13 protein-coding genes and 1 pseudogene are annotated in these 12,863 nt (G+C 68.0%); 10 read left to right on the forward strand and 4 right to left on the reverse strand.

Annotated features, from left to right (window positions below):
- The first annotated feature begins 10 nt into the window (after nt 1–10).
- The 10 genes from CAL26_RS25510 to CAL26_RS25555 all read left to right on the forward strand — a co-directional run bounded on the left by CAL26_RS25510 (nt 11) and on the right by CAL26_RS25555 (nt 9,775).
- A complete protein-coding gene (locus tag CAL26_RS25510; protein WP_094849428.1) occupies nt 11–634 on the forward strand; it encodes a 5-formyltetrahydrofolate cyclo-ligase in 624 nt (207 codons plus the stop codon).
- Between the two features lie 292 nt (nt 635–926).
- Nucleotides 927–2,318 carry a circularly permuted type 2 ATP-grasp protein gene (locus tag CAL26_RS25515; RefSeq protein ID WP_179283529.1) on the forward strand — a complete coding sequence of 464 codons (1,392 nt, stop codon included), beginning with the start codon at nt 927–929 and terminating at the stop codon, nt 2,316–2,318.
- A 2-nt stretch (nt 2,319–2,320) separates the two neighbouring features.
- Nucleotides 2,321–3,292 (forward strand): alpha-E domain-containing protein, encoded by a 972-nt coding sequence (locus CAL26_RS25520; protein WP_094849430.1) that lies wholly within the window; start codon nt 2,321–2,323, stop codon nt 3,290–3,292.
- Nucleotides 3,293–3,327: 35 nt separating this feature from the next.
- Nucleotides 3,328–4,128, forward strand: coding sequence for a transglutaminase family protein (locus tag CAL26_RS25525; RefSeq protein ID WP_094849431.1), 801 nt, complete (start codon nt 3,328–3,330; stop codon nt 4,126–4,128).
- A 108-nt stretch (nt 4,129–4,236) separates the two neighbouring features.
- Complete coding sequence (locus CAL26_RS25530; protein WP_094849432.1) at nt 4,237–5,100, forward strand: proteasome-type protease; 864 nt, start codon at nt 4,237–4,239, stop codon at nt 5,098–5,100.
- Nucleotides 5,101–5,196: 96 nt separating this feature from the next.
- Nucleotides 5,197–5,823, forward strand: a complete 627-nt coding sequence (locus CAL26_RS25535; protein WP_094849433.1) for a PepSY-associated TM helix domain-containing protein — start codon at nt 5,197–5,199, stop codon at nt 5,821–5,823.
- Nucleotides 5,824–5,841: 18 nt separating this feature from the next.
- The gene (locus CAL26_RS25540; protein ID WP_094849434.1) at nt 5,842–6,357 is read left to right on the forward strand and encodes a DUF2271 domain-containing protein; all 516 of its coding nucleotides are present in this window, start codon (nt 5,842–5,844) and stop codon (nt 6,355–6,357) included.
- Nucleotides 6,358–6,382: 25 nt separating this feature from the next.
- Nucleotides 6,383–7,183: a DUF4198 domain-containing protein gene (locus CAL26_RS25545; RefSeq protein ID WP_094849435.1), complete on the forward strand. Its 801-nt coding sequence runs from the start codon at nt 6,383–6,385 to the stop codon at nt 7,181–7,183.
- A 112-nt stretch (nt 7,184–7,295) separates the two neighbouring features.
- Nucleotides 7,296–8,309: an FAD:protein FMN transferase gene (locus CAL26_RS25550; RefSeq protein WP_218831575.1), complete on the forward strand. Its 1,014-nt coding sequence runs from the start codon at nt 7,296–7,298 to the stop codon at nt 8,307–8,309.
- Nucleotides 8,306–9,775 (forward strand): sulfite reductase subunit alpha, encoded by a 1,470-nt coding sequence (locus tag CAL26_RS25555; RefSeq protein ID WP_179283339.1) that lies wholly within the window; start codon nt 8,306–8,308, stop codon nt 9,773–9,775. Before CAL26_RS25550 ends, CAL26_RS25555 begins: the two co-directional genes overlap by 4 nt.
- A 21-nt stretch (nt 9,776–9,796) precedes the next feature.
- Here CAL26_RS25555 and CAL26_RS28875 read toward each other — a convergent pair.
- From CAL26_RS28875 to ahcY, 4 genes and pseudogenes are all read right to left on the reverse strand, one after another.
- Nucleotides 9,797–10,030, reverse strand: a pseudogene (locus tag CAL26_RS28875) (CDP-diacylglycerol diphosphatase); the annotation flags it as partial.
- A gap of 67 nt (nt 10,031–10,097) precedes the next feature.
- Complete coding sequence (gene metF, locus CAL26_RS25565) at nt 10,098–10,946, reverse strand: methylenetetrahydrofolate reductase [NAD(P)H] (protein ID WP_094849436.1); 849 nt, start codon at nt 10,944–10,946, stop codon at nt 10,098–10,100.
- Nucleotides 10,943–11,281, reverse strand: coding sequence for a phage holin family protein (locus tag CAL26_RS25570; RefSeq protein WP_086068135.1), 339 nt, complete (start codon nt 11,279–11,281; stop codon nt 10,943–10,945). The genes metF and CAL26_RS25570 overlap by 4 nt, the downstream gene beginning before the upstream one ends.
- Nucleotides 11,282–11,362: 81 nt before the next feature.
- On the reverse strand, nt 11,363–12,781 hold the full coding sequence (gene ahcY, locus CAL26_RS25575; RefSeq protein WP_094849437.1) for an adenosylhomocysteinase: 1,419 nt from the start codon (nt 12,779–12,781) through the stop codon (nt 11,363–11,365).
- Nucleotides 12,782–12,863 lie beyond the last annotated feature (82 nt).

Genomic DNA, 12,863 nt, shown 5'->3' on the forward strand with positions numbered 1-12,863 from the left:
CCTGTACCGAATGACTACGAAAAATATGACAAAGGATAACGCAGTCGCGCTGCGCAAGCGATTGCGCGACGCCCGCGCATCGTTGAACGATGCGCAGCGCCAACGCGGCGGGCTGCTCATGCGGGGCCGGCTCTACACCTGGGTGGGGCTGGCGCGCGACGCGGCACGCAAGGCGGGTCGGCCCGAACTATCGGTCATCGCGGCGTACTGGCCGCTGGCGGACGAGCCCGACCTGCGGCCCCTGCTCAGCCAGTGGGTGGAAGCCGGCATCACGGTCGCCCTGCCGGTGGTGCGCGGTCCGGACCAGCCGCTGGAATTCCTGCCGTGGACGCCCGATGCGCCCATGCGCGAAGGCGCCTACGGCATCGCCGAACCCGCGGCCGGCGCCGCCGTGATCCCGGAGCTGGTCCTGGTGCCCACGCTGGGCTATACCGGACAGGCCGACCGGGTGGGCTATGGCGGCGGCTATTACGACCGCACGCTGGCGGCCCTGAAGGCGGCCGGACATGCCTGCACCACCATCGGCGTCGCCTGGACCACGGGCCGCCTGGAAGACACCCATGTTCCCGAACCGCACGACGTCCGCCTGGACGCCATCCTGACGCCGGACGGCTGGGTGCCGAAGGCGCCCTGAGCGCGCGTACAGTCCGCGATCGGCCCCATCGGCGCCCCATGGGCCTGCCATGGGGGCCAGAGGAGCACCAAGGCGGTGCAATAATCGACCTTTATGGGGCGCCGCCCACGCACCGGACCGGGGCCGCCCCGCGTGGCGGCCCGCCCGGAAAATTTGGCACAACTGTTGCTTCTTATATTTCGTAAACGGGCGTCCCCGTCTATCGCCCGGGTATAAGGCGAAGACGCCGCCCCCGACCGGGAGGAGCGCAATCATGGACCAGCCGTCCGGCCCAGTCCGCGCCTACGACGAGATGTACGACAGCCAGGGCGGGGTGCGCCAGCACTACAGCGCCCTGCAACAGTGGCTTGCCACGCAGACCGATGAGGTCATGGCCGCGCGGCGGCTGGAAGCCGACTTCAACTTCCGCCGCGTCGGCATCACGTTTTCCGTGGCCGGCGACGACGCCGGCACCGAAAGGCTGATTCCCTTCGACCTGATTCCCCGCATCATTCCCGCCGACGAATGGCGCGAACTGGATGCCGGGCTGAAGCAGCGCGTGCGCGCGCTGAACATGTTCATCCACGACATCTACCACGGCCACGACATCGTGCGCGCGGGCATCGTGCCGGCGGAACAGGTCTTCCTGAACTCGCAATACCGGCCGGAGATGCAGGACGTCGACGTCGCCGAGAACATCTACTGCCACATCGCCGGCGTGGACGTCGTGCGCGCGGGCGCGGGCGCCTTCTACGTGCTGGAAGACAACCTGCGGGTGCCCTCCGGCGTGTCGTACATGCTGGAGAACCGCAAGATGTCGATGCGGCTCCTGCCCGATGCCTTCAGCCGCCTGAAGGTGGGCCCGGTGGCCCACTATCCCGATCTGCTGCTGGACAACCTGCGCGAGGTCGCGCCGCGCGGCAACGACGATCCCACCGTGGTCGTGCTGACGCCGGGCATGTACAACTCGGCGTATTTCGAGCATGCCTTCCTGGCCCAGCAGATGGGCGTCGAGCTGGTCGAAGGCCGCGACCTGTTTGTCGACCACAACACCGTCTACATGCGCACCACCCGCGGCCCCCGCCGCGTCGATGTGATCTACCGGCGCGTGGACGACGACTTCCTGGATCCGCTGTCGTTCCGCGCCGATTCGGCGCTGGGCGTGCCGGGGCTGCTGTCGGTGTACCGGGCCGGCCGCATCACGCTGGCCAATGCCATCGGCACAGGCATCGCCGACGACAAGTCGACCTATCTCTACGTGCCGGACATGATCCGCTTCTATCTGGGCGAAGAGCCCATCCTGCAGAACGTGCCGACCTGGCGCTGCGCGCGGCCCGACGAGCTGTCGCACGTGCTGGCGAACATGCACGAGCTGGTGGTCAAGGAAGTCCACGGCGCCGGGGGCTACGGCATGCTGGTCGGCCCGGCGTCGACGCGGGCGCAGGTGGATGCCTTCCGCGAACGCGTGCGCGCCAACCCCGCCGCCTATATCGCGCAACCGACCCTGGCCTTGTCCACCGTGCCCACCTATGTGGAAAGCGGCGTCGCGCCGCGCCACGTCGACCTGCGCCCCTACGTGCTGTGCGGCAAGGAAATCCACACCGTGCCGGGCGGCCTGTGCCGCGTGGCGCTGACGGAAGGATCCCTGGTGGTCAACAGCAGCCAGGGCGGCGGCACCAAGGACACCTGGGTGCTGGAGGAATGACCATGCTCAGCCGCACCGCCGATAGCCTGTTCTGGATGTGCCGCTACATGGAGCGCGCCGAGAACATGGCCCGCATGCTGGACGTCAGCCTGCAGATGTCCCTGCTGCCGCAGGACCCTGCGGCGCGCGAGCGCTCGTGGCGCGCCCTGATGCGCATTTCCGAGCTGCAGACCCTGTTCGACCACCGCTACCCCGAAGGTTCGCCGCGCGACGTGCTGCGCTTCATGGTGCGCGATCCGGACAACCCGTCTTCCATCTATGCCTGCCTGCGTGCCGCCCGTGAAAACGCCCGCGCCGTGCGCGGCAGCCTGACGACGGAACTCTGGGAAACGTACAACACCACCTGGCTGGAACTGCTGCGCCACCTGCGCGCCGAGCTGCCGGAACGCAACCCGGGCGAGTTCTTCGAATGGGTCAAGTTCCGCTCCCACGTGTCGCGCGGCGTCGCCGTGGGCACGATGCTGGAGGACGAAGCCCTGTACTTCATGCGCCTGGGCATGCACCTGGAACGCGCCGACAACACCGCGCGCATGCTGGACGTCAAGTTCCATGAATACGACGACGCCGCCGAAGGCATGCGTGCCGACGCGCAGCGCGGCGCGGCGGTGCGCGACGAGTTCTATCGCTGGGCGGCCATCCTCGGTTCGGTATCGGGGCTGGAGGTCTACCGCAAGGTATACCGGGATGTCGTGACGCCGGACCGCGTGGCCGAATTGCTGATCCTGCACGGCGACATGCCGCGCTCGCTGCTCAGTTCGGTGCAGGCGGTGACCGACAACCTGGCGTTGATCTCGAACGACCGCTCCGCCGAAACGGAGCGGCGCGCCGGCATGCTGTGTTCGGAACTGCGCTACGGCAAGGTGGAAGACATCATGGCGAGCGGCCTGCATGGCTATCTGGAACGCTTCCTGGACCGCGTGAACGATCTGGGCAACCGCATCAGCCACGACTTCCTGCTGCCGCTTTCGGCTTAGCGGACAGGGACATCGGGCGCCACGGGACCAAGGGCATGAGACACTTCATCAAACACGTTACGCAGTACCGCTACACCGCGCCGGTGAGCTACAGCATCCAGACGCTGCGCCTGACGCCGCGCGGCGAAGACCACCAGCGTTCGCTGCGCTGGCACATCTACGCCCCCGGCGAACTGGCGGAGCAGGTGGATGCCTATGGCAACACCACGCATACCCTGACCCTGAACCGCCAGCACAACGAAATCGACCTGCTGGTGACCGGCCAGGTCGAGATCGATCCGCTGACCGACGGCCTGCTCAAGAGCGAGGAAAACCGCCTGCCGGTGGACGCCTATCGGGTGCCCACGTCGCTGACCATGCCGGACAGCACCATCGCCGCCTTCTGCGCGCGCGTGCTGCCGAACGGCCTGCGCGAGCCGGGCGACGCGCTCAAGCTGGCGCAGGCGATCTCCGACCACGTGGCCTATGAGCCAGGCATCACCGACGTGACCACGGCGGCCGCCCAGGTGCTGGCGTTGGGCCACGGGGTATGCCAGGACCATGCGCATCTGTTCCTGGCCTGCGCGCGGGCGCTGGGGGTGCCGGCGCGCTATGTCAGCGGTTACCTGTATACGGTCAACGACCACGCCGCCAGCCACGCCTGGGCCGATATCTGGCTGCCGGGCGGCGGCTGGTGCAGCGTGGACATCACCAACCGGCAATTCGCGTCGGATTGCCATTGCCGGCTGGCGGTGGCGCGCGACTACGACGCGGCCAGTCCGGTGCGCGGCGTACGCCACGGCGGCGGCACCGAGTCGATGGTGGTGAACGTGCAGGTCCAGTCCGCTCAGCAGTAGCGGCGTGGCGCGGCCGATGTTGCGACGTACCGACGCGGCCTTGGCGGCCGCCCTGTCATTTTTCGCCTGGTTCACTAAAATGCCCAGGTTGCCCCTCATCCCACGTCCATGACTTACTGTGTCGCGGCCCGATTGCACACGGGCCTGGTTTTCCTGGCGGATTCACGCACCAATGCGGGCGTGGATCAGATCAGTGTGTTCCGCAAACTCAACGTCTTCGAACGCCCCGGCGAGCGCGTCATGGTGCTGCTGACGTCGGGCAACCTGGCGATCAGCCAGTCGGTGATGAACATGCTGGCCATGCATGACAGCGCCGATCCGGATTCCATCTGGAACGCGCCCAATATGTTCGAAGCCACGCGCATCGTCGGCGAAGCCATCCGCGAAGTACATCGTCGCGACGCCGAAGCGCTGCACGACCAGGGCGTGGAGTTCAACGTCAACCTGATCTTCGGCGGCCAGATCGGCACCGAACGCTGCCGCCTGTTCCAACTCTATTCGGCCGGCAACTTCATCGAAGCCCACGCCGAATGCCCCTATTTCCAGATCGGCGAATCCAAGTACGGCAAGCCCATCCTCGACCGCGTGCTCGAACCCGGCACGACGCTGGATGAAGCGGCCAAGTGCGCGCTGATCTCCATGGATTCGACGCTGCGTTCGAATATCTCGGTCGGTTTGCCGCTGGACCTGCTGGTGTATGAAACCGGATCGCTGCGGGTGACGCGCTTCGCCAATATCGACGAAAACAATGCCTATTTCCGCATGATCCGCGGCAGCTGGGGCGAAAAGCTGCGCCAGGTCTTCGCGGAAATCGACGATCCGGTCTGGAGCAACCCCGCGTCGCCGGAAAGCCTGGTCCCCGCCGGGCGCATCCACCAACCCGTACGCGTGCTGCCCGGCAGCGCCGAGCCCACCGACGTCGCCCCCGTGCAGGCGCTGGCCGAAGGCAAGGAGCCGTCCCAGGCCGGCTGAAACCAGCTGAAATATTTCTGAACGCGCGGCCGCCGGTTTCGGCAAGTGAGTTTGATTCTCATTTAGTACAATGTGCGACCTTCAGTCGGCTCGCACATGAACAATCCCGCCCGGCGTTCCTATTGGCTCAAGACCTTGCACCAGTGGCACTGGATCAGCGCCGCGCTGTGCCTGGTCGGCATGCTGCTGTTCGCCGCCACCGGCCTGACCCTGAACAATGCCGGCCTGATCGAGGCGAAGCCCGACGTCTCCACCTTCCGCGCCCGCCTGCCGGACCCGCTGCGCGCCGCGCTGGAAACCGAAGCGCCGTCCCATCGCGGCGCGCGCCACCCCCTGCCGCCGGATGCCGTGCGCTGGCTCGACGACGCCCTGCGCATCGACGCCCGCGGCAAGGCGGCCGAATGGTCCGCTGACGAGATCTACCTGTCGCTGCCGCGCGCCGGCGGCGACGCCTGGGTATCCCTGGACCTGGCCAGCGGCGCCGTCGAGCACGAAGTGACCGACCGCGGCTGGATCGCCTACTTCAACGACCTGCACAAGGGCCGCAACACGGGCAGGGCCTGGAGCTGGTTCATCGACCTGTTCGCCGTGGCCTGTCTGGTCTTTTCCCTGACCGGCCTGTTCCTGCTGGTCATGCACGCCGGCCGGCGCCTGGCGACCTGGCCGATGGTCGGCCTGGGGCTCGCCATTCCCTGCGTGCTGGCCTTGCTGTTCATCCATTGACCCCCGCGAAGAGAACGTATGCGCAAACTGCTAGTCACCGCCTTCCTGGCCGGCACGATCACCCGCGTCGCGCACGGCGCCGACCTGAATGTCAGCGTCGAGATTCCGCGCCTGGACGTGGCCGAATACCACCGCCCCTATGTGGCGATCTGGATCGAAAACGCCGACCAGAGCGCGGCCGCGGACCTGGCCGTCTGGTATGACGTGGCCAAGCGCAACCATGAAGGCGAACAGTGGCTGAAGGACCTGCGGCAGTGGTGGCGCCGCAGCGGCCGCACGCAGCAATTTCCCATCGACGGCGTCAGCGGCGCGACGAAGCCCGTGGGCACGCACGCCGTCCGCCTGGACGGCCGCTCGCCCGCGCTCGCGGCGCTGAAACCCGGTAAGTACGCGGTGGTCGTCGAGGCCGCCCGCGAAGTCGGCGGACGCGAGCTGGTGCGCGTGCCCTTCGAATGGCCGGCCCAGGCGCCGCAGCGGCTGGCCGCGCGCGGCCAGCACGAACTGGGCGCCATCGCCGTCGATATCGCCCCCTGACCCTTGCACAACCGGAGCCCCGACAATGAAGCGTTTCCGCCGCCTGGCCGCCATCCTGGCGTTGAGCCTGCCCGCCCTCTCGCAGGCCCACGATATGTGGATCCTGCCCTCTTCCACCGTCCTGTCCGGCGACCAGAACTGGATCACCGTGGACGGCGCCGTCGGCAATGACAAGTTCTACTTCGACCATGCGCCGCTGCGCCTGGACGGCCTGGATATCGTCGCGCCCGACGGCACGGCGGCGCAGGCCGAGAACGTATTCCGCGGCAAGCTGCGCAGCAGCTTCGACCTGCAGTTGAAGCTGCAAGGCACGTATCGCGTGGCCGTCGTCAACGACGGCGTCTTCGCCCGCTGGAAAGACGAGGACGGCAAGCCGCAGCGCTACTTCGGCAAGCCCGACGGGCTGCGCGCCGTGCCGGCGAACGCGCGGGAGCTGGTCATCCAGCAGAGCATGGGCCGCGTCGAAACCTTCGTCACCGCCGGCAAGCCCAGCGCCGTCAAGCCGGTGGGCAAGGGACTGGAGGTGGTGCCGGTGACGCACCCGAACGACCTGTATGCGGGCGAAGCCGCGACCTTCCAGCTGAACGTGGACGGCAAGCCCGCCGCCGGCATGGAAGTGAACATCGTGCCCGGCGGCAGCCGCTATCGCGACAAGGTCGAGGAAATCAAGCTGACCACGGGCGCGGATGGACGCTTCCAGGTGCAGTGGCCGCGCCCCGGCATGTACTGGCTGGAGGCCGCCACGGAAGACGACAAGACCACGGTGCCGCGCGCCACCAAGCGGCGCCTGGCCTACTCCGGCACCTTCGAGGTGTTGGCGCAATAACGTGGCCGGCAATCCTTGCGCCTCCGGCGTCCCTGGGATTCCTGGGGTTCCCGACGCGTCGGGCTCCCCCGGCGCCCCCGCGGCCCCTCACGTTCCCGGCGCCACCTATGCCATGGGCGCGCCCCATGGCGGCGCCATCCGCGCCCGGTTCGACGGCGTGCGCGGCCTGCCGCGCGCGCTCGCCGGCGCCAGCATGGGCACGACCTGGTCGGCGCGGCTGGCCGCACCCGTGGGCGTGGCCGAGCACCTGCTGCGCGCGGCCATCCAGGGCGCGCTGGACGAGGTCGTGGCGCAGATGAGCCACTGGGAGCCGGATTCGGACATCACCCGTTATAACGGCGCCCCCTCCGGCTGGGTCGCGCTGCCGGCCGCCTTCCGCGCGGTGCTGGACTACGGCCTGCACGTGGCCGACGCCACCGATGGCGCCTATGACCCCGCGATCGGCGCGCTGGTGCGGGCCTGGGGCTTCGGTCCGCGCCAGCGCGCCTACGAACCGCCTTCGGGCCCGGCGATCGAGGCCGCGCGCCAGCGCGGCGGATGGCGCCGCGTACGGCGCGAAGGCGACCGCGCCTGGCAGGACGGCGGCGTGCAGCTGGACCTGTCCGCCATCGCCAAGGGCTACGGCGTGGACCGCGCGGCGTGGGCGCTGGACGCCCTGGGCGTCCGGGATTATCTGGTCGAGGTCGGCGGCGAACTGCGCGCGCGCGGCAACCGTCCCGACGGCCAGCCATGGCGGGTCGCCGTGGAGTGGCCGGACAGCGGCGCGCAGGCCGCCGCCGTGGTCCTGCGCGGGCAGTCCATCGCGACGTCGGGCGACTACCGGCGCTACTTCCTGCACAAGGACGACGCGGGCGTGCGCCGCCGGTATTCGCATACGCTGGATCCGCGCAATGGACGGCCGGTCGACAACGACGTGGCGTCGGTCACCGTGCTGCACCCCGGCTGCATGCAGGCCGACGCATGGGCCACGGCGCTGACCGTGCTGGGGCTGGAAGCGGGTTTGCAATGCGCGCGGCGCCACGGGCTGTCCGCGCTGTTCATCGTGCGGGCAAGGGCTGGGCAGCCACAGGGCTTGCGGATGCGGGCGACGCCAGGCTTCCTGGACTGCATCGAGGAAGCATCGTGACCGTCCGGCTCTGCATGGCGTGCGTCGTCGTGATCGCCTGGCTGCTGCTGTGCGCCTGGGCGTGGCGGCGCCAGCGCGGCCGCGGTACGGCCGTCGGTATGACGATCGGCACGGCCGCCGGCGCGCGCGCCGGCGACGCGGTCCTGGTCGTGCACGCCAGCCAGACCGGCCAGGCGCTGGCCCTGGCGTCGGCCACCGCGCGCGTCCTGCGGGCCAGCGGCCTGTCCGCGCACGCCGCCAGCATCGAGCACGTCGACGCGAAGAGACTGGCCGCATGGCCCAGCGTGCTGTTCGTCGCCAGCACCTATGGCGAAGGCGATCCGCCCGACGCGGCGGCGGATTTCGCCGGCAAGGCCATGGCGCGCGCCGCCGACCTGCCGGGACTGCGTTACGCGGTCCTCGCGCTGGGCGATCGCGGCTATCGGAATTTCTGCGGCTTCGGCCACCGCCTGTCGGCGTGGCTGCGGGCCGCGGGCGCCACGCCGCTATTCGAGACCGTGGAAGTCGACCGCGGCGATCCGGCGGCGTTGCAGCGCTGGCGGACGCAATTGGCTGTCTTGCAGCCCCAGGCCATGGCCGATGCTGATTCCCACGTCGATACCGGCATTGATAGCGGCCTCGATGGCAGCTCGCATAACCGCCCGAATGGCCGCCCGAACGACCGCCTCGATGGGGCGGCCGATGCCGATCCCTTTGGCGTCGCGGCGCCCCTGGCGACCTGGCGACTGGTTCAACGCATGCACGTCAACGAAGGCAGCAGCGGGGCGCCGTGCTTTCACCTCGCGCTGGCGCCGCAAGACGGCGCCGCCGACTGGCAGGCCGGCGACATCGCCGAAATCGCCCTGCCCGGCAACACCGGTACGCAAGCCATGCGCGACTACTCCATCGCGTCGCTGCCCGCCGACGGCGCCATCCACCTGCTGGTCCGGCAGCGGCGCGACGCCGAAGGCCGGCTGGGCCCCGGCAGCCGCTGGCTGACGCTCGATGCGCCCCTCGGCAGCGCGCTGCGACTGCGCATACGGCCCAATCCCAATTTCCACGGCCCGGCGGACGACCGCCCCATGATCCTCATCGGCAACGGCACCGGCATCGCCGGCCTGCGGGCCCACCTGAAGGCGCGGGCCGCCCGCGGCCACCATCGCAACTGGCTGCTGTTCGGCGAGCGGCATGAGGCCCATGACCGCCCCTACGGCAGCGATATCGACGCATGGCGGCAAGCCGGCGTCCTGGAAAGGCTGGACCGCGCCTACTCGCGCGACCTGCCGGCCCGCCGCCTGGTGCAGCACGCCTTGCGCGACGCCGCCGACCTGCTGCGCGCCTGGGTCGCCGCCGGCGCCGCCCTCTACGTCTGCGGCAGCGCGACCGGCATGGCGCGCGGCGTCGACGAAACGCTGCGCGAAATCCTCGGCGATGCGGGCCTGCATGCCCTGTCGCGCGCCGGCCGTTACCGCCGGGACGTCTATTGACGCCTGCCGGTCACCCGCCAGCGGCGGCAGCCAGGTCCACCGCCTGTCGCTCAGCATGCCGACGTCCCGCGCGAGCGCGGCGGCCACGTCGGGACGTATACAGGTGACGTGGATATGGAATTGATCCTGGGTGCGGCCAAACACGGAATCGGCGGCAAAGCCGATCTGCGTGCGCCGCAGCGGCTTGCCCCGCACCTTTTCCACATAGCCGCGGTTTTCGTACGCGGCGCGCCAGTAGTTGGGCGTAGCGGTCATCCACAGGAATGGTGCCCAGCATCTACGCGCTTGGATCGTCCACCTGGGCAGCACCGTCACGCGCCTGTCAGGCTTGGCTGGTCAGGTTTTTCCAGATCGCCATGGGCGCTTCCGCGCTGTTCAAGGTGTAGAAGTGCAAACCAGGAGCGCCGCCGTCGAGCAGCTTGCGGCACAGATCCGTCACCACGTCCACGCCGAACGACCGGATCGACGCCTTGTCGTCGCCGAACTCGGCCAGCCGCAACCGTATCCAGCGCGGAATCTCGGCGCCGCACATCTGCGAAAAGCGCGCCAGCTGCGTATGGTTGGTGATCGGCATGATGCCCGGCACGATGGGTACCGACACACCCTTGGCCGCGACACGCTCGACGAAATCGAAATACGCGTCCGGGTTGAAGAAATACTGGGTGATGGCGCTGTCGGCGCCCGCGCGCACCTTGTCCACGAAATGATCCAGGTCGCGGGACGGATTGTCCGCCTGCGGATGCATTTCGGGATAGGCCGCGACTTCGATATGGAACCAGTCGCCCGTTTCCTTGCGGATGAAGGCGACCAGGTCGCGCGCGTACTTCAATTCGCCGGCGTCGCCGCCCATGCCGGAGGGCAGGTCGCCGCGCAAGGCCACGACCTGCCGCACGCCTTCTTCGCGATAGGACGCCAGGATGGCGCGCAGGTCGGCCTGCGTGGCGCCCACGCAGGACAGATGGGGCGCGGCGTCCACGCCCAGGTTGCGCAGGGTGCGCACCGTGCCGGCCGTGCCTTCGCGCGTGGAGCCCCCCGCGCCGAAAGTCACGCTGACGTAGCGTGGATGGATGGCCAGCATCTGCTTGGCCGCGCGCAGCAGGCGTTCCTGCGCGGCGATATCGCGTGGAGGAAAGAATTCCAGGCTATACGCCGGCGTCGTGGTATCGGTCATGAGACGAGCAAAGTGGACAGCAGGCCCGAGATGATGCTGTACAGAATCGCACCGATCACCGCCCACCAGAAGCCGTTGACCTGGAAGCCCTTGAGGATGGACCCGGCGAACCAGAACAACAGCGCATTAAGGACGATCAGGAACAGGCCGAGCGTGACCAGGGTAATGGGCAGCGTCAGCAGCACCAGCACCGGCTTGACCAGCATGTTCAGCAGCCCCAGCACCAGCGCGGCGATCAACGCCGATCCGAAGCTGGCCACCGCAATACCAGGCAGCAGATAAGCCACCACCAGCAAGGCCACCGCGTTAAGGATCCAGACCAGGATCAGGCTCAGCATGTTCGATTCTCCCGCATCGAGTCGTTGAAAGGGGCGGCGGTAGCGCAGAGCATCGCCGTCCCTTGCAAGACTACACCATCAATAGCGGTAGTGATTGCTCTTGAAGGGGCCGTTGACCGGCACGCCGATGTAGGAAGCCTGGTCGGCGCGCAGCGTGGTCAGGTTGGCGCCCAGCTTTTTCAAGTGCAGGCGGGCAACCTTTTCGTCCAGCTGCTTGGGCAGCACGTAGACCTGGCCCTTTTCATAGGCGTCGTTGCGCGTGTACAGCTCGATCTGCGCGATGGTCTGGTTGGTGAAGGACGACGACATCACGAAGGACGGATGGCCCGTGGCGCAGCCCAGGTTCACCAGACGGCCCTTGGCCAGCAGGATGATGCGCTTGCCGTCCGGGAAAATGACGTGGTCGACCTGCGGCTTGATTTCTTCCCACTGGCAGCCTTCGAGCGAGGCGACGTCGATTTCGTTGTCGAAGTGGCCGATGTTGCAGACGATGGCCTGGTCCTTCATGCGATCCATGTGATCGCGGGTGATGACGTTGTAGTTGCCGGTGGCGGTGACGAAGATGTCGGCCTTGTCGACGGCTTCTTCCATGGTCACGACCTTGTAGCCTTCCATGGCGGCCTGCAGGGCGCAGATCGGGTCGATTTCCGTGACCCAGACCTGGGCGCGCAAGGCCTGGAGCGCCTGCGCGCAACCCTTGCCCACGTCGCCGTAGCCGGCCACCACGGCGATCTTGCCGGCCACCATCACGTCGGTGGCGCGCTTGATGCCGTCCACCAGCGATTCGCGGCAGCCATACAGGTTGTCGAACTTGGACTTGGTGACCGAGTCGTTCACGTTGATGGCGGCGAAGGCCAGTTCGCCGCGTTGCGACATCTGGTACAGGCGGTGCACGCCGGTGGTGGTTTCTTCCGTCACGCCGCGGATCTGCGCCAGGCGGGTCGAATACCACTTGGGGTCACGCGCCAGGGTGGCCTTGATGGCGGCGAACAGCACGCGTTCTTCCTCGCTGCCCGGCTTGCCCAGCACGGACATATCCGATTCCGCCTTGGCGCCCAGGTGCAGCAGCAGCGTGGCATCGCCGCCGTCGTCCAGGATCATGTTGGCGTGCTGGCCATTGGGCCATTCGAAGATCTTGTGGGTGTATTCCCAGTACTGCTCCAGGGTTTCGCCCTTGACGGCGAAAACCGGCGTGCCGCCTTCGGCGATGGCGGCCGCGGCGTGATCCTGCGTCGAGAAGATGTTGCACGAGGCCCAGCGCACGTCCGCGCCCAGCGCCTTCAGCGTTTCGATCAGCACGGCGGTCTGGATGGTCATGTGCAGGCTGCCGGCGATGCGCGCGCCCTTCAGCGGCTGGGCGGCGGCGTATTCTTCGCGCGTGGCCATCAGGCCCGGCATTTCGGTTTCCGCGATGGCGATTTCGCGGCGGCCCCAGCCGGCCAGGCCGATGTCGGCGACGATGTAGTCGGAAACGGATTTTTCGGAAACGGTATTCATGGGTTTGGCTCCACGTATGAACGGACGGCGCCACACCGCGGCCGAAACGTGCGCTAGGTCCAGGCCGGCAGCATCATTTCCG

The sequence above is a fragment of the Bordetella genomosp. 9 genome (assembly GCF_002261425.1).
Taxonomy (GTDB): Bacteria; Pseudomonadota; Gammaproteobacteria; order Burkholderiales; family Burkholderiaceae_B; genus Bordetella_C.

Bases quoted from the DNA above. Each gene is read 5' to 3' on its own strand.
- CAL26_RS25510 (WP_094849428.1), top strand. From the start codon at position 11: ATGACTACGAAAAATATGACAAAGGATAACGCAGTCGCGCTGCGCAAG.
- CAL26_RS25515 (WP_179283529.1), top strand. From the start codon at position 927: ATGTACGACAGCCAGGGCGGGGTGCGCCAGCACTACAGCGCCCTGCAA.
- CAL26_RS25520 (WP_094849430.1), top strand. From the start codon at position 2,321: ATGCTCAGCCGCACCGCCGATAGCCTGTTCTGGATGTGCCGCTACATG.
- CAL26_RS25525 (WP_094849431.1), top strand. From the start codon at position 3,328: ATGAGACACTTCATCAAACACGTTACGCAGTACCGCTACACCGCGCCG.
- CAL26_RS25530 (WP_094849432.1), top strand. From the start codon at position 4,237: ATGACTTACTGTGTCGCGGCCCGATTGCACACGGGCCTGGTTTTCCTG.
- CAL26_RS25535 (WP_094849433.1), top strand. From the start codon at position 5,197: ATGAACAATCCCGCCCGGCGTTCCTATTGGCTCAAGACCTTGCACCAG.
- CAL26_RS25540 (WP_094849434.1), top strand. From the start codon at position 5,842: ATGCGCAAACTGCTAGTCACCGCCTTCCTGGCCGGCACGATCACCCGC.
- CAL26_RS25545 (WP_094849435.1), top strand. From the start codon at position 6,383: ATGAAGCGTTTCCGCCGCCTGGCCGCCATCCTGGCGTTGAGCCTGCCC.
- CAL26_RS25550 (WP_218831575.1), top strand. From the start codon at position 7,296: ATGGGCGCGCCCCATGGCGGCGCCATCCGCGCCCGGTTCGACGGCGTG.
- metF (WP_094849436.1), bottom strand. From the start codon at position 10,946: ATGACCGATACCACGACGCCGGCGTATAGCCTGGAATTCTTTCCTCCA.
- ahcY (WP_094849437.1), bottom strand. From the start codon at position 12,781: ATGAATACCGTTTCCGAAAAATCCGTTTCCGACTACATCGTCGCCGAC.